Source organism: Agromyces sp. P1_H4 (assembly GCF_056405255.1).
The window spans coordinates 1-15,363 of the sequence record NZ_JBFUCL010000047.1 but is presented as its reverse complement, the minus strand read 5'-3'; the positions used below and the strand labels follow the sequence as shown (position 1 = coordinate 15,363).

The window sequence follows — 15,363 nt, the reverse complement described above, 5'->3', positions numbered from 1 at the left end:
CGCCGGCCTAGGCGGCGACGGTCGTGCGCGGCGCCGGCGCGGCATCCGGAGCACCGCCCGATCGCCCGAGCACCGCACGGGTCGACGCCTCGGGGCGCAGGTCGAGCCGGCGCAGCAGCTGCGCGTTGGCCGCCACGATCACCGTCGACAGCGACATGAGGATCGCACCGACCGACATCGGCATGACGAAGCCGATGGGCGCAAGCACGCCCGCCGCGAGCGGCACCGAGACGAGGTTGTAGCCGGCCGCCCACCAGAGGTTCTGCTGCATCTTGCGGTAGCTCGCCCGCGACAGCTCGATGACCGAGATCACCGAACGCGGGTCGGATGACGCGAGGATGACCCCGGCCGACGCGATCGCCACATCCGTGCCGGCGCCGATCGCGATACCGACGTCGGCCTGCGCGAGCGCGGGCGCATCGTTCACGCCGTCGCCGACCATCGCGACGCTGAGGCCCTCGGCCTGGAGCTCCTGCACCTTGGCGGCCTTGTCCTCGGGGCGCACGCCCGCGTAGACCCGGTCGATGCCGAGCTGTGCGGCGACCGTGCGGGCGACGGGCTCGGCGTCACCGGTGATCATCACGACCTGCACGCCGAGCGCGTGCAGCGCGTCGACGGCCTGCTTCGACTCGGGCCGCACCTCGTCGGCCAGGGCGATGGCTCCCGCGATCTCGCCGTCGACGAGCACGTGCAGCACGGTCTGGCCGCGTTCGCTCCAGCCGGCGGATGCCGCAAGCGGCGCGGTGCCCTCACGGGCGAGCAGCCCGGGGCCGCCGACCTGCACGGTGCGTCCGCCGACCGTGGCGTGCACGCCGACCGCGGCCGACGCCGTGAAGCCCGACGCGACCGGGATGGTGAGGCCGCGGCGCGCGGCATCCGTCACGATCGCCTTGGCGAGCGGGTGCTCGGAGTCGGTCTCGGCCGCGGCGGCGAGCGCCATGACCTGGTCGGGGTCGAATCCGGATGCCGCGAGCGCGTCGGTGACCGCCGGCTCGCCCTTCGTCAGGGTGCCGGTCTTGTCGAACAGCACGGCGCCGACCGTGCGCATCGTCTCGAGGGCGAGGCGGTCCGTGACGAGCACGCCGCCGCGCGCGGCACGCTCGGTGGCGATCGACACCACGAGTGGGATGGCGAGGCCGAGGGCGTGGGGGCACGCGATCACGAGCACGGTGATGGTGCGCACGACCGCGTCGTCGGGGTTGCCGAGCATCGTCCACGTGATCGCGGTGATCACGGCGGCGCCGAGCGCGAACCAGAACAGCCAGCCGGCCGCGCGATCGGCGAGGCGCTGGGCGCGCGAGCTCGACGCCTGCGCCTTCGCGACGAGGCGCTGGATGCCCGCAAGCGCCGTGTCGTCGCCGACCGCGGAGACCCGCACGCGGATCGCGGTGTCGGTCGCGACCGTGCCGGCCACGACGTGCTCGCCGGGGCCACGGCTCACGGTGGTGGACTCGCCGGTGATCATCGACTCGTCCATCGCCGCCGTGCCGTCGACCACGTCGCCGTCGGCTGGCACGCGGCCGCCTGGGCGCACGATCACGACGTCGCCGACTCGGAGGTCGGAGGGGGCGACGATCTCGGTGGTGCTGGCGGTCGCGGCCCCGCCGTCAGCGGCATCCGTCACGCGCTCGGCCTCGTCGGGCAGCAGTGCCGCCAGTGCGTCGAGGGCGCTGGACGCCTGCATGATCGAGCGCATCTCGATCCAGTGGCCGAGCAGCATGATGACGATGAGGAGGGCGAGCTCCCACCAGAAGTCGAGCTCGTGGTCGAGCAGCATGAGGCTCGCGCCGAGCGACGCGACGTAGGCGACGGTGATGGCGAGCCCGATGAGCAGCATCATGCCGGGCTGGCGCGCCTTCAGCTCCGACCAGGCGCCCGTCAGGAAGGGTCGGCCGCCCCAGAAGAACATGACGGTGCCGAGCACGGGGGAGATCCACGGGACGATCGGGTTGTCGGGCAGCGAGTACCCCAGGATCGACGCGAACATCGGACTGAACGCGATCGTCGGGATCGCGATGACGAGCATGACCCAGAACAGGCGGCGGAACTGGCCGACGTGGTCGCCGTGGCCGCCGTGCCCCGCGTGAGCGGCGTGAGCGTCGTGCCCGGCATGGTCATGGCCAGCGTGCATGTCGTGGCCGGCGTGGTCGTGGCCAGCGTGAGCGTCGTGGTCGGCGTGGTCGTGGCCGGCGTGCATGTCGTGCCCAGCGTGCGCCTCGTGGCACGCGTGCATGTCGTGCCCTGCGTGCTCCGCGTGGTCGTGCGCGTGCTCGTGCGGCTCGTCGCGCGTCATACTCATCGATCTTCCCTTCACCGGTTCGAGATCAGCATACCCCCATGGGGTATCTGTCACGTCAACGGTCGGAATCGTCGACGCATTCCCGAGCGGGAAACGTCCCCTCCACTGCGGCCCCTCGCCCCGCGCGCGCCGGTTCGCGCTGCGAGAACACGCGTGACGGCGGCATCCGTCGCGTGCTGGGATGGCGGGATGGACCTGCTCATCCTCGGCGGCACGCAATGGCTCGGACGCACGCTCGCCGAGGAGGCGCTCGCTCGCGGGCATCGGGTGACGTGCCTGGCCCGCGGCGAGGCGGGCGAGGTGGCCGCGGGCGCCGAGCTCGTGCGCGCCGACCGCTCGGCCTCCGGTGCCTACGACGAGGTCGCAGGGCGTCGATGGGACGCCATCGTCGACGTGACGCGCCAGCCGGGGTTCGCGCGTCGAGCGGCCGCCGAGCTCGGTCCGTCGGCCGCGCACTGGACTTTCATCTCGTCGGGCAACGTGTACGCCCGGCATGACCAGCCCGGCGCCGAGGAGACGGCGGAGCTCATGCCGCCGCTGGAGTCCGACGAGTCCGACCCCGAGACGTACGGCGAGGCGAAGTCCGCGATCGAGCAGGCATACCGCGATGCGGTGGGCGACCGGCTGCTCGTCATCCGCCCGGGCCTCATCGTGGGTCCGGGCGACCCCTCGGGTCGGGGCGGCTACTGGGTCGCGAGGGCGGCTCGCGACGACGAGCCGATGCTCGTGCCCGACATCCTCGACTCGCCGGTGCAGGCCATCCACGTCGACGACCTCGTGCGATTCACGCTCGACGCGATCGAGCGGCGTCTCACCGGCGCGTTCAACGCCGTCGGCGATCGTGTCACCTTCGAGGACTGGCTGGAGCTGTCGCGCGCCGCCGCGGGCCACGAGGGTGAGGTCGTCGCCGTCTCGCCCGAGTGGCTCGCCGAGCAGGGCGTCGCCGAGTGGTCGGGTCCCGAGTCGCTGCCGCTCTGGATCATCGATCCCGAGTGGCAGGCGTTCCTCGATCGGTCGAACGCGGCGGCGAAGGCGGCCGGCCTGCAGTTGCGGCCGCTCGAGCAGCTCCTCGCCGAGATCCTCGAGTGGGAACGGAGCCAGGGCCTCGACCGCGAGCGTGGCGCCGGATTGTCGGCTGACCGCGAGCGGGAGCTGCTGGCGGCGCTGCGGGGCTGAGCCCGGCTCGGGTGAAGCCCGCGTCGTGCCGCGTCGCGCAGCGTGGCGTCCGGGATTGCAGACATCGCAGCTGGCGGATGCCTCGGCCGACAGCATCCGCGATTGCTAGCGTCGTGCCATGGCGACCCTCTCGCACGACCCCCTCTGGCCCCGCGCGGGCGGATGGCCCGCACTCGTGGAGCTCGAGCCCGCGGCATCCGTGGATCTCGTGCTGCTCGGCGTTCCCGGGTGGCGCACGTCGCTGTCGCCCACGAACGCGCACGCCACGCCCGCGGCGATCCGCGAGGCGCTGCGGCGGTACAGTCCCGCGCTGATGCCCGACCGGCGTGCGCCCGAGGGGGCGGCGGCACGTGTCGGCCGGGATCTCGGCGAGCTGCGGTTCGCGGATGCCGGCGACATCGACGAGCCCGACGGCGCCGAGGGCGAGGCGCGCACGATCGCCGCGACGGCGGGCGCGCTCGAACGCGCGACCGCGCTCCTCGCGCTCGGCGGCGACAACTCGGTGACCGTGGCGACCGCGCTCGGTGTCTGGGGCGACGACCTCGGCACGGCCGGTCTCGTGACGATCGACGCCCACTTCGACCTGCGCGACGGCGTCTCGAACGGATCCCCGGTGCGGCGTCTCGTCGAGGCGGGCCTCGATCCGCGCCGCATCGTGCAGATCGGCATCGCCGACTTCGCGAACTCCGCCGCCTATGCGCGGCGCGCGGCCGAGCTCGGCATCACCGTCATCCACCGCGACGAGCTGCACGGCCGGCGACCCGCCGACGTCATGGCCGAGGCGCTCGAGATCGCGGGTGCCGCCGGCGGTCCAGTTCACCTCGACGTCGACGTCGATGCCTGCGACCGCTCGGTCGCGCCAGCCTGCCCGGCGTCGGTGCCGGGTGGCCTCGCGGCGTGGGAACTGCGCGAGCTCGTGCGTGCTGCGGCATCCGATGCCCGCGTGCGCAGCGCCGACCTGGTCGAGATCGATGCGACGACGGATGCCGCAGACGGCCGCACGGTGCGGCTGGCGGCGCTGTGCGTGCTCGAGTTCGCGGCGGGGCTCGCGGCGCGGGGCGTGTAGGCGGCGGCTCGCGGCTCGCGCTCGCCCTCGCGGCTCGCGCTCGCCCTTGCCCTCGCCCTCGCGGACCGCTGCCGACGGTGGCAGACTCGCCGCATGAAGACGCTGGTGCTCGTGCGACACGCGAAGTCGGCCTGGGATGCGCCGGGCCTCGACGATCACGAGCGGCCCTTGGCTGAGCGCGGCCTGCGCGATGCGCCCGAGATGGGGCGGCGCCTCGCCGAGCGGGGACTGGTGCCCGACATCATCCGCTCGAGCACGGCCATCCGCGCCCGCACCACGGCGAAGTTGCTGGCGCAGGCGCTCGGCGTCGGCGCCGACCGTGTGGAGCTCGACGAGCGGCTGTACGGCGCCATGCCCGAGGAGATCCTCGACGTCGTCCGCGACTTCGACGACGCCGCCGACACGGCGATGGTCGTCGCCCACGACCCGGGACTCTCCGACCTCGCCTTCGCGTTGTCGGGCACGATCGAGCACATGCCGACGTGCGCGGTCGCGGAATTCACGTTCGACGTGGGGACCTGGGCGGACGCCGTCGAGGCGGATCCCGTGGAGAGCCGGTTCGACACGCCTCGGTGAGGCCGCGTCGGCGAAGTCGCTACGCTCGTTTCGCCAGTTCCTCACGGAGTGCTCGCAATTCCACCGCCAGTTCATCGATGTGCGCCTTCGTGGCTGCTTTCTCGGACTCGTTCGTCGCGCTGACCCTCTCCACGATCCATGAGGCGAGGGTCGCGGTCACCACGCCGATCAGGGCGATACCGCCGAGCATCACGCCAACGGCGACGAGTTGACCTGTCGGCGTCACCGGGAAGTAGTCGCCGTAGCCGACGGTCGTGATGGTGACGAAGGCCCACCAGAGGCCCTCTCCGAAGGTCTGGATGGTTCCATCGTTCCCGCGCTCGGCATCGAGGACGGTCAATGCGGCGACCCAGACGAGCAGGAGTGAGGCGCCGGTCACGTAGAGGATCACACGCCCGCGGAAGGCGGCGCCCGCGGTTCGCTGGAGCACGACCAGGATGGTGACGAGCCTGAGCAGCCGTAGCGGTCGAAGCATCGGGAGCACGACGACGGCCAGATCGAAGAGATGCGTGTAGAACCACCGGAAGCGCTGCGGTGCGAGCACGAGATTCACGACATAGTCGACGACGAACAGCGCCCATGTCGTCCAGATCACGGCTTCTGCGATTGCGGCCTGTGGGCCGGCAAGCTCACCGATGACCTGCCACGAATATGCGATGAGGAACGAGAACGCCGCGATCGCCAGTGGCCACTCGGATAACTTCTGCCAGCGTTCCTGAGTCATGGCGACACTCTAGGGGGCAGTCTCGCACCACCGTGCGTGTGCCGTGTCGCGACACGAGCCGCCCTTCCGATAGGCGCTTCCGCCGTCAGGACTCGTCCTCCACACCTGAAAAGGCAGCGAAGACTTCCACAGAAAAAGACCGTTTGACCGGCTGTTTCAGGGGCATTCCAATGTCAGTGGCCGGTGCTTGACTCATCTCATGGACACCCCGCCCGACCTCGACGCGCGAGCTCGATTGCGTGCCGAACTCGACCGCATCGTCGAACTCGAGGGCGCTGTGCGCTCGGCGCAGGCTGAGCAGTTTCGGAGCATCGGGGTCGCCCGCCGGCTGGCCGCCGAGGTCGAGGGCGTGACGGATGACTCGTCGTTCAAAGATCGCGAGTTCGCGACGCGTTCCTTCGTCGCCGAGCTGGCGACGACGCTCGTCGTGCACGAGGCGACGGCTGGCCGGCTGATCGCGGAGGCCGGCCAMCTCTGCGGCACGTTCGCCGCCACGCTCGATGCGCTGTCTGCCGGCACGATCGCCGTTCCGCAGGTGCGATCCCTGCTCGAGGTCGCGAGTGGCCTGCCCGCGGATCATGCCGGGGCTTTCGAGGCTGCCGCGCTCGCCGGCGCGGCACGAGAGACGCCGTCGGCGTTCCGTCGCCGCATTCGTCGTCTTCGTGAGCGCATCCATCCCGAGCCGTCCGACGCGCGACACGAACGCGCCCGCGACGAGCGTCGCGTCATCCTCGAGCCCGCCGACGACGGCATGGCGTGGCTGAACATGCACCTCGAGGCCGAGCGCGGCGTGGCGATCATGGCTCACCTCGATGCGCTCGCTGGTGCCGCATCTGACTCGGATGGAGATGCTCGCACCCATCGGCAGCGCCTGGTCGACCTGGCGGGCGATCTCCTGCTCGGCCGCCCCATCGGGGCCGCAGTGGGCATCGCGCGAATGCCGGGCGCTGAGGGACCCGACCCGTCCCCGCTCGGCGTGGTCAGGCCGCGCGTCTACGTCACCGTGCCGGTGCTCACGCTGCTCGGACACAGCGACGAGCCCGCCGAGCTCGATGGGCACGGACCCATCCCCGCCGAGACGGCCCGCCGGTTGGCCGCGCACGCGCCGTCGTTCCATCGCATCCTCACGCACCCCGAAACCGGTGCCTACCTCTCCTACGGCCGCACCCGCTACCGCGTTCCCGCCGACCTCGCCGGATACCTTCGCGTCCGCGACGGGGGATGCCGATTCCCCGGCTGCTCCCGTCGCGCCGCAGGCACCGACATCGACCACACTCGCGACTGGGCGGCGGGCGGCACCACCCGCCACGACAACCTCGCCCATCTCTGCCGCAAGCACCATCGACTGAAGCACCACACCGGTTGGCGAATGTCCCAGCTGCCCGACGGAGACATCCGGTGGACGTCTCCGGCTGGTCGCGCGCATGTGTCGACCCCCGACCGGCCGTTCGCGCCGCCCGACGTGGGGGAGTCGCGGGCGCCGCAGCACACGTCGGAGCGAGAGGGCGTCGACGCTGCGCTGCTCTTCGACGGCGACACCGAACCGCCGTGGGCCGCGCGTCGACCTGAATACTGCGCTTCCGGGGCGGTCCCAGCGGCATGACCCGACGTTCGGGGTGCGGGTCAGTCCGCGGATGCCGCGAGCATCCGCCGTACATAGGGCGTCGCCGGCGCGGCCCGCAGCTCGTCGAGCGAGCCGCGCTGGGTGACGCGTCCCGACTCGAGCACCATGACCTGGTCGGCGAGCGCCGCGGCATCCGCCGGACTGTGGGTGACGAGCACCGTGGCACCGCCGAACTCGCGCACATGGGTGGCGAGCTCCGTGCGCATCTCGGCGCGAACCTCGACGTCGAGCGCCGACATCGGCTCGTCGAGCAGGAGCACCTCGGGCTCGGCGGCGAGCGCCCGCGCCAGCGCGACCCGCTGCGACTGGCCGCCCGAGAGCTCCGCGGGAAACCGCCCGGCCAGGGGTGTGAGGCCGTACCGTTCGAGCCACGGCTCGGCCGCCGATCGCGCCGCGGCGCGCGAGCCGCGCATCCGGGTCGCGAACGCCACGTTGTCGTGCACCGTGAGATGGGGGAACAGCACGTAGTCCTGGAACACGACCCCGATGCGCCGGCGCTCGGGCGGCATTGCGTCGACGGTGCGGCTCCCGATCGCGATCCGCCCTGACCGCAGTGGAACAAGGCCGGCGATCGCCGCCAGGATGCTCGACTTGCCCGCGCCGTTCGGTCCGATCAGCGCGAGCGGATCCCCCGGGCGCACGTCGAAGCGCGCCGCGATCGCTACCTCGCCACGCAGCAGGGCCACGTCGACATGCAGCGCCGGCCGAGTGGCATCCGGCCGAGTGGCGTCCGGCCCAGCGGCGTCCGGCCGAGCGGCGTCCAGCCGAGCGGCATCCGGTCCAGTGGCATCCCGCCGGCCGCGCCCGCGCTCGGAATCCCCGTGATCGGTCATGCCCGCACCCCGGGCAGCCAGCGGTCACGGAGTCCGAGCAGCACGATGACCGATACGGCGAGCAGCAGCAGCGCGAGCGCGATGGCCTCGTCGGGGTCCGACTGCATGGCGAGGTAGCTCGCGATGGGCAGCGTGCGCGTCACGCCCGGAAGGGATCCGGCGAACGTGATCGTGGCACCGAACTCGCCGAGCGCCCGGGTGAAGCAGAGCACCGCGCCCGCCGCGACACCGGGCGCGACGAGCGGGAGGGTGACGAACCGGAACACCTGCCAGCGGGACGCGCCAAGCGTCGCCGCAGCCAGCTCGGTGCGCCGGTCGGCCGAGCGGAGCGCGCCCTCGACGGCGAAGACGAGGAACGGCAGCGCCACGAACACCTGCGCGAGCACGACGGCTCCGGTCGTGAAGGGCACCGTGATGCCGAACCACTCGTCGAGCGCACCGCCGATGAGGCCTCGCCGTCCGAGGAGCAGTAACAGGGCGATGCCGCCCACCACCGGCGGCAGTACCAGCGGCACGGTGACCGCCGCGCGAAGCGCCCGACGGGGAAGGGTCGGCCAGTCGGCGGCCCGCGCGAGGAGCGCGGCGAGCGGAACCCCGAGCACGAGGCACACGCCCGTGGCGAGGGTCGCCGTGGCGAAGGAGAGCACGAGCGCCTGCAGCACCGACTCGCGTGTCATCAGGTCGGCGAGATCGCCCCACGGGGCGCGCACGACCAGCGCCACGAGCGGCAGCATGAGCACGGCGAGCGCGACGCCCGCCACCACGGCGACCGGCCAGGCGAGCCGGCCCGTCCTGCCCACCTAGGGGGCTCCGAACCCGGCGTCGGCGAGCACGGCCCGACCGGCCTCGCCGGTCACGAACGCCACGAAGTCGGCCGCGGCCTCGCCTCGCCCCGCATCCGGATCCGCCGCCGCGCCGACCGCGGCGATCGGGTAGCGGTTCACCACGGATGCCGCGCCGGGCACCTCGATGCCCACGACGGCGTCGCCGGCGGCGCGCGCGTCGGTGCGGTAGACGAGGGCGGCGTCGACCTCGCCGAGCACCACCTTCGTGAGCACGGACTTCACGTCGGACTCGAGGGTGTCGGGGGAGGCCGTCACGCCCTCCTGGCCGAGCAGGGCGTCGGATGCCGCACCACACGGCACCGTCGGATCGCAGAGCGCGATGCGCAGGTCGGGGTCGGCGAGGTCCGCGAGCCCCGTGATCCCGGCCGCATTGTCGGCGGGGGTGACCAGCTCGAGCGTGTTCRTCGCGAACACGACCGGGTCGTCGGCGAGCCCGGCCTTCACCACGACCGCCATCGGCGGCTCGGCCGCCGAGGCGAACACGTCGACCGGAGCGCCCTCCACGATCTGCTGCGCGAGCGCGGCGCTTCCGCCGTAGCTCAGCGAGACCTCGATGGCCGGATGCTCCGCCTCGAAGTCCGCGGCGAGTGCGTCGAACGCCTCGGTGAGCGACGCGGCGGCGAAGACGGTGAGGGTCGTCGGTGCGGCATCCGTCTGGGGGATGGTCGACCTCGATGCAGCCGACCCGCCGCCCGCGGCGCAGCCCGTGACGGAGACCGCCAGCGCAACGGCGACGGCCAGGCCCAACGCCGGAACGGCGGCACGCGGCATCCGGAAGCTCATGCCTCGCCTCGCGGGGGCAGCTCGATCGTCACGTTCGTGGCCTTCGCGCTCGCCGCGGCGAGCATGCCCGGCTCCAGCCCGAGCTCGTCGGCGGCCTCGCGGCTCATGAGCGACACGATGCGGAACGGCCCCGCCTGCAGGTCGACCTGCGCCATCACGCCGTCGCGCTGCACGCGGGTCACGAGGCCGACGAAGCGATTGCGGGCGGACGCGCGAGCCAGTGGGAACGCCTCGGCGAGCGCTCCGCCCGACGCGGCCTCCTCCATGAGCGGCACGAGGTCGACCCCGTCGACCACCTGCATGCCGTTCGCCGCCTTCCGCAGCGTGAGGCGGCCGTGCTCGCCCCACCGTCGCACGGTGTCGTCGCTCACGCCGAGCAGCGCGGCCGCCTCGCTGACGCGGAACTGGGTCACGAGCGGATCCTCAACTGCGGCGCCACACCCTCACTGTAGCCGCGAACACGGCGATGGGCGAGGCGTACCTCCGCATCGCGCTACGACGTGACCGTGAGCAGCGTGCGCTGCCAGCCCGTGGATCCGTCGGGGGCGATCGCGGTGCGCTCCTCCGCCTGGCGCGTGCCCGCGGCATCCGTCGCCCGCACGGTGACGTAATGCGTGCCGGGCGTCGCCTCCCAGTCGACGAACCACTGCACCCAGGTGCTGCCGTTGAGCGGGGTGGACAGGGTCGCCGGATGCCACGGCTCATCGTCGATGCGCACCTCGACGAGGTCGACGCCCACCGGCTGCGCCCACGCCACCCCCGCGATCTTCGTGGGGCCCGCGACGATCGGCGTGCCCGACCGGGGCGTGTCAATACGTGACGACAGCTTGATGGGCGCCGTCGCGCTGTACCCGCGGGGCGTCCAGTACGCCTCGTCGTCGGCGAACGTCGTGACCTTCAGCTCGGTGAGCCACTTCGTCGCCGAGACGTAGCCGTAGAGGCCCGGCACGACCATCCGCACCGGGAAGCCGTGCTCGAGCGGCAGCGGCTCGCCGTTCATGCCGACCGCGAGGATCGCGTCGAGGCCGGCGTCGGTGAGCGCCTCGAGCGGGGTGCCCGCAGTGAACCCGTCGACGCTGCGCGAGAGCACCATGTCGGCGCCCGACCGCGGACCCGCGAGCCGCAGCACGTCGCGCACCGGGACGCCGAGCCACCTCGCCGTGCCGAGCAGCGCGCCGCCGACCTCGTTCGACACGCAGGTCATCGTGATCGCGTACTCGTCGAGCCCCATGGCCGTGAGCTCGTCGAAGCCCAGTTCCACCCGACGGTCGACGAGGCCATCGACGACGAGCCGCCAGCCTGCGGGGTCGACCTCGGGCACCGTGAGTGCCGTGTCGACGCGGTAGAAGTCGCGGTTCGCGGTGAACAGCGGCGAGATCCCGGGGATGTCGAGCTCGGCACCCTCGGGCACGGCCACGGTCGTGCGGGGCGCCGGCAGGCGGAGGGCGCGCCGCACGGCGGCGATCGAGGACGTGGTCGCCCCCGCGACTCGCGCACCGAGGCCGACGACGATGGCGGATGCCGCGGCGGCACCCGCGAGCAGGAAGAACCCGCGCCGGTCCACGGCTGAGCGCGGCGGCTCCGAGGGGAAGGCGGCGGCGGCAGCGGGCTCGGCAGGGTCGCCGGGATCGGCCTCCGACCCGACACCCGCCGCCGCGGCATCCGCGCGCCTGCCCTCGGCCCCCAGTTCGAACTGCCAGGCCTGGAGCCGGCGCACGAGCAGCACGAGCACGACGCTGCCGACGACCGTGCCGGCGATGGGCGGCACCGCCCCGAACGGTGTCGCCCCGGCACGCGTGACGACCGCCGCGACGGAGAGCGCACCCGCGATGCCGAGCGCGACCACGCCGAGGGGCGGCCGCACGAACTGCAGCACCCCGATGACCGCCGCCGCGATGAGCACCGCGAGCGCCAACCCGATGAGGAGCGCGACCTTGTCGTACGCGCCGAAGGTCGCGATCGCGAACTCCTTGAACGGCTGCGGCACGATGTCGATCACGAACGACCCGACCGCGAGGATCGGGCTGCCGTCGCGGGCGACCAGCAGCGCGAACAGCTCGGCGAGGGCGAGGAACACCCCGGCGCTCACGATCCCGGCGACGGCGGCCCATCCCCACCATCGCCAGGGACGGGGGGTGCGCCTCGGGCTCGTCGTCGCCATGCCGCCGCCTCCGCATCCCGGGCGCGGGTGCGCTCGCAGGGGTGGTTCGTCACCCGGGGCGCCCCGGATTGCCGCGGCGCCGACGGCGGCCCGCTGGACGCGCCGCCGTCCGCGCCTGCGAGAATCGAGGAATGGCCCTCGATCCCGCTGATCCCCGCTACGCCCGGCAGCGCGTGCTCCCGGGGTGGGGCCTCGATGCGCAGCAGCGCCTCGCCGACGCGCACGTCGTCGTGCTCGGCGCCGGCGGACTCGGCAGCGCCGTCGTGCCCGCGCTCGTCGCGGCCGGAGTCGGTCGACTCAGCATCGTCGACCACGACCGCGTCGAGGTCACCAACCTGCACCGCCAGACCCTGCACACGCCGGCCGACGTCGGCCGCGACAAGGTCGCATCGGCAGCGGATGCCGCGGCGGCGCTCTCGGATGAGACGATCGTGCTCCCCGTGCCGCACGCCTTCGACGCGCGCAACGCCGACGAGCTCCTCGCCGACGCCGACCTCGTCATCGACGGCACCGACGACCTCCTCACGCGCTACGTCGCCGACGACGCGGCCGCGCGCGCCGGCATCCCGCTCGTGTGGGGTTCGGCGGCGAAGTTCTCGGGCCAGGTCGGCGTCTCGTGGGACGCGCGCGGCGTCTCTTACCGCGACCTCTTCCCCGAGCCTCCCGCCGACGCCGGCCTCAGCTGCGAGATCGACGGCATCCTGCCGACGGTGTGCACGGTCACGGGCGGGCTCATGGCCGGCGAGGCGCTGAAGCTGCTCACCGGCATCGGCGAGCCGCTGCTCGGCCGGGTCGTGGTGTTCGAGGCGCTGTCGGGCCGCACGCGCGAGATCGTCTACCGACGGTCGGCGGATGCGGCGGCCAGGCCGGCCGCGGCCGTGCCGGCATCAGTGCCTGTGCCTGCGCCTGTGCCCACGCCGACGGCCGTGCCCGGCGAGGTCGACGCCGGCACCCTCTCGGGCGAGCTCCACTCGGAGGCCCCACCGGTGCTCCTCGACGTGCGCGAACCCTGGGAGGCCGACATCGCCACCATTCCCGGCTCCACGCTGATCCCGCTCGGGGAGCTCGATGCCCGAACGGCGGAGCTCGACCCCGCGGCATCCGTCGTCGTCTACTGCCACCTCGGCGTTCGGTCCGAGTACGCCGCGCGATCGCTGGCCCGCGCGGGCTTCGCGAGCGTGCGCAACCTGGCCGGCGGCATCGACGCCTGGTCGCGCACCGTCGACCCAAGCGTGGTGCGGTACTGATGGCCGGCCGCATCCCGGTCGACGAGCACGCGGCATTCGTGCGGTCGCTGCTCACCGGCCTCGGCGCCAGGCCGACCGAGCGAGTGGCCCTCGCCGACGCGCTCGGTCGCATCACCGCCTCGCCCGTCGAGTCGCCCATCGCCCTGCCGCCGTTCCGCAACTCGCAGATGGATGGGTTCGCCGTCCGTGCCGTCGACGTGACGGATGCCCCGGTGTCGCTGCCGATCACCGGAGAGGTCGCCGCGGCGGCCGGCGCACCCGGCCCGCTGGCGCCCGGCACCGCGGTGCGCATCATGACGGGCGCGGCGGTGCCGGAGGGCGCCGACGCGATCGTGCCCGTCGAGGACACCGAATCCGACGGCACGCGCATCCGCATCCTGCGCCCGCGCGCGGCCGGCGAGTACGTGCGCGAGGCGGGCGCCGACCTCGCCGCAGGCGACGACGTGCTGCCCCCCGGGCTCAAGCTCGCGTCGCGGCACCTCGCCGCCGCCGCGGCATCCGGGCTCACTGAGCTGCTGGTGCGCGAACGCGTGCGCGTCGCCGTCGTGAGCACGGGCAGCGAACTCGTGCCGCCGGGGTCCGCGCTCCAATCGGGCGAGATCCCCGACGCGAACGGCGTCGCGCTCGCCGCGGCCGTGCGCGCCGTGGGCGCCGTCGTGGTGCACGAGGGTCGCGTGCGCGACGACGTCTCGCGGCTGCTCGCCGAGCTCGATGCCGCCCGCGACGCCGGCGCCGAGCTCGTGCTCACGAGCGGCGGCGTCTCGATGGGCGCGTACGAGGTGGTGCGCGAGACCCTCGAACCGCTCGGCGGCTGGGTGGGCAGCGTGGCGATGCAACCCGGGGGCCCGCAGGCCACGGGCGCCTACCGGGGCATGCCCGTCATCGGGTTCCCGGGCAACCCGGTGAGCGCCCAGCTCTCGTTCGAGCTGTTCGTGGCGCCGACGCTCCGCGCCATCGCGGGACTGCCGCCCGCGCGCACCGAGCACCTCCCGCTCGCGGCGCCGCTCACCTCCGTGCCCGGCAAGCGGCAGTTCCTGCGCGGCCGCCGGGCCGACGACGGCCGCGTCGAGGTCGTGGGGGGACCGGGCTCGCACCTCGTCGCGGCGCTCGCGGCATCCGAGCTGCTCATCGTGGTTCCCGAGGACGTCACGTCGCTCGACGCGGGCGCCATGGTCGATACCGTGTTCCTATGAGCTCGCTCACCCACCTCGACGACGACGGCCGCGCGCGCATGGTCGACGTCGGCGGCAAGCCGATCACCCGTCGCATCGCGATCGCCGAGGGCCGTCTCGACACGACGCCCGAGGTCGTGGCGCTGGTGCGCAGCGACGGACTGAAGAAGGCCGACGTGCTGCCCACGGCGCGCATCGCGGGCATCTCGGCGGCGAAGCGCACGAGCGAGCTCATCCCGCTCGCCCACATCGTGCCGCTCGACGCCGTGTCGATCGACTTCGGATTCGAGGAGGCGGCGGTCACGATCCGTGCCACCGCCTCGACCACGGCGCGCACCGGCATCGAGATGGAGGCGCTCACCGCCGTCGCCATCGCCGGGCTCACCCTGCACGACATGGTGAAGGCCGTCGACCCTGCCGCGCAACTCGGCGGCATCCACCTGGTCGAGAAGCGCGGCGGCAAGCGCGGCGTCTGGCGAGCGGATGCCGCGGCCGACGCCGGCGGCCTCGCCGACCCGGCCCACCACCCCGGCGTGGCCACGGTGCTCGTGGCGTCCACCCGGGCGGCCGCCGGCACCGCCGACGACACGACCGGGCCCGTGATCGTGGCGTGGCTGCGCGAGCGCGGCTTCGACGTCGACGAGCCCGTCGTGGTCGCCGACGCCGATGTCTCCGACGCGATCCGCGGGGCGGTCGCGGGATCGCCCTCCGTGCTCATCACGACGGGCGGCACGGGCGTGAACCCCGGCGACCGTACTCCCGAGGCGACACTGGCCGTGCTCGACCGCGAGCTGCCGGGGGTCGCCGAGGCGATCCGCGCCGCCGGACGCGTCGCCACGCCGACCGCCGCCCTGAGC

The 15,363-nt window shown here is 73.3% G+C and carries 14 protein-coding genes; 7 read left to right on the top strand and 7 right to left on the bottom strand.

The genetic code is table 11. The features are described from left to right. Window positions 1–7: 7 nt before the first annotated feature. Window positions 8–2,293, bottom strand: coding sequence for a heavy metal translocating P-type ATPase (locus tag AC1DY2_RS05185; protein WP_476761442.1), 2,286 nt, complete (start codon window positions 2,291–2,293; stop codon window positions 8–10). Window positions 2,294–2,488: 195 nt separating this feature from the next. On the opposite strand from AC1DY2_RS05185, the gene AC1DY2_RS05180 reads away from it, so the two are divergent. From AC1DY2_RS05180 to AC1DY2_RS05170, 3 genes are all read left to right on the top strand, one after another. Next, window positions 2,489–3,475 carry an NAD-dependent epimerase/dehydratase family protein gene (locus tag AC1DY2_RS05180; RefSeq protein ID WP_476761441.1) on the top strand — a complete coding sequence of 329 codons (987 nt, stop codon included), beginning with the start codon at window positions 2,489–2,491 and terminating at the stop codon, window positions 3,473–3,475. A 118-nt stretch (window positions 3,476–3,593) separates the two neighbouring features. Then, on the top strand, window positions 3,594–4,541 hold the full coding sequence (locus tag AC1DY2_RS05175) for an arginase family protein (protein WP_476761440.1): 948 nt from the start codon (window positions 3,594–3,596) through the stop codon (window positions 4,539–4,541). Between the two features lie 93 nt (window positions 4,542–4,634). After that, a complete protein-coding gene (locus tag AC1DY2_RS05170) occupies window positions 4,635–5,117 on the top strand; it encodes a SixA phosphatase family protein (RefSeq protein WP_476761439.1) in 483 nt (160 codons plus the stop codon). 19 nt (window positions 5,118–5,136) lie between these two features. Here AC1DY2_RS05170 and AC1DY2_RS05165 read toward each other — a convergent pair whose 3' ends face one another. Further along, window positions 5,137–5,841, bottom strand: a complete 705-nt coding sequence (locus AC1DY2_RS05165; protein WP_476761438.1) for a potassium channel family protein — start codon at window positions 5,839–5,841, stop codon at window positions 5,137–5,139. Between the two features lie 199 nt (window positions 5,842–6,040). On the opposite strand from AC1DY2_RS05165, the gene AC1DY2_RS05160 reads away from it, so the two are divergent. Further along, complete coding sequence (locus AC1DY2_RS05160) at window positions 6,041–7,444, top strand: HNH endonuclease signature motif containing protein (protein WP_476761437.1); 1,404 nt, start codon at window positions 6,041–6,043, stop codon at window positions 7,442–7,444. Between the two features lie 20 nt (window positions 7,445–7,464). Here the strand turns inward: AC1DY2_RS05160 and AC1DY2_RS05155 are convergent, their stop codons facing one another. The 5 genes from AC1DY2_RS05155 to AC1DY2_RS05135 form a co-directional block, all read right to left on the bottom strand. Further along, window positions 7,465–8,151 (bottom strand): ABC transporter ATP-binding protein, encoded by a 687-nt coding sequence (locus tag AC1DY2_RS05155; RefSeq protein WP_476761436.1) that lies wholly within the window; start codon window positions 8,149–8,151, stop codon window positions 7,465–7,467. Between the two features lie 143 nt (window positions 8,152–8,294). Continuing rightward, window positions 8,295–9,098, bottom strand: coding sequence for a molybdate ABC transporter permease subunit (gene modB, locus AC1DY2_RS05150; RefSeq protein ID WP_476761435.1), 804 nt, complete (start codon window positions 9,096–9,098; stop codon window positions 8,295–8,297). Beyond that, the gene (gene modA / locus AC1DY2_RS05145) at window positions 9,099–9,926 is read right to left on the bottom strand and encodes a molybdate ABC transporter substrate-binding protein (RefSeq protein WP_476761434.1); all 828 of its coding nucleotides are present in this window, start codon (window positions 9,924–9,926) and stop codon (window positions 9,099–9,101) included. After that, entirely contained in the window at window positions 9,923–10,339 is a 417-nt protein-coding gene (locus AC1DY2_RS05140) for a TOBE domain-containing protein (protein ID WP_476761433.1), read from the bottom strand. The genes modA and AC1DY2_RS05140 overlap by 4 nt, the downstream gene beginning before the upstream one ends. Window positions 10,340–10,419: 80 nt before the next feature. Continuing rightward, window positions 10,420–12,087: a molybdopterin-dependent oxidoreductase gene (locus AC1DY2_RS05135; protein WP_476761432.1), complete on the bottom strand. Its 1,668-nt coding sequence runs from the start codon at window positions 12,085–12,087 to the stop codon at window positions 10,420–10,422. Window positions 12,088–12,218: 131 nt separating this feature from the next. Here AC1DY2_RS05135 and AC1DY2_RS05130 point away from each other — a divergent pair, with 131 nt between their 5' ends. From AC1DY2_RS05130 to moaCB, 3 genes are all read left to right on the top strand, one after another. Continuing rightward, the gene (locus AC1DY2_RS05130) at window positions 12,219–13,334 is read left to right on the top strand and encodes a ThiF family adenylyltransferase (RefSeq protein ID WP_476761431.1); all 1,116 of its coding nucleotides are present in this window, start codon (window positions 12,219–12,221) and stop codon (window positions 13,332–13,334) included. Continuing rightward, window positions 13,334–14,527, top strand: coding sequence for a molybdopterin molybdotransferase MoeA (locus AC1DY2_RS05125; protein WP_476761430.1), 1,194 nt, complete (start codon window positions 13,334–13,336; stop codon window positions 14,525–14,527). The genes AC1DY2_RS05130 and AC1DY2_RS05125 overlap by 1 nt, the downstream gene beginning before the upstream one ends. Continuing rightward, on the top strand, window positions 14,524–15,363 hold an 840-nt coding region (moaCB, locus tag AC1DY2_RS05120), incomplete at its 3' end, for a bifunctional molybdenum cofactor biosynthesis protein MoaC/MoaB (RefSeq protein WP_476761429.1). The genes AC1DY2_RS05125 and moaCB, both read left to right, overlap by 4 nt.

Bases quoted from the DNA above. Each gene is read 5' to 3' on its own strand.
- AC1DY2_RS05185 (WP_476761442.1), bottom strand. From the start codon at position 2,293: ATGACGCGCGACGAGCCGCACGAGCACGCGCACGACCACGCGGAGCAC.
- AC1DY2_RS05135 (WP_476761432.1), bottom strand. From the start codon at position 12,087: ATGGCGACGACGAGCCCGAGGCGCACCCCCCGTCCCTGGCGATGGTGG.
- AC1DY2_RS05170 (WP_476761439.1), top strand. From the start codon at position 4,635: ATGAAGACGCTGGTGCTCGTGCGACACGCGAAGTCGGCCTGGGATGCG.
- AC1DY2_RS05180 (WP_476761441.1), top strand. From the start codon at position 2,489: ATGGACCTGCTCATCCTCGGCGGCACGCAATGGCTCGGACGCACGCTC.
- AC1DY2_RS05130 (WP_476761431.1), top strand. From the start codon at position 12,219: ATGGCCCTCGATCCCGCTGATCCCCGCTACGCCCGGCAGCGCGTGCTC.
- AC1DY2_RS05165 (WP_476761438.1), bottom strand. From the start codon at position 5,841: ATGACTCAGGAACGCTGGCAGAAGTTATCCGAGTGGCCACTGGCGATC.
- AC1DY2_RS05125 (WP_476761430.1), top strand. From the start codon at position 13,334: ATGGCCGGCCGCATCCCGGTCGACGAGCACGCGGCATTCGTGCGGTCG.
- AC1DY2_RS05175 (WP_476761440.1), top strand. From the start codon at position 3,594: ATGGCGACCCTCTCGCACGACCCCCTCTGGCCCCGCGCGGGCGGATGG.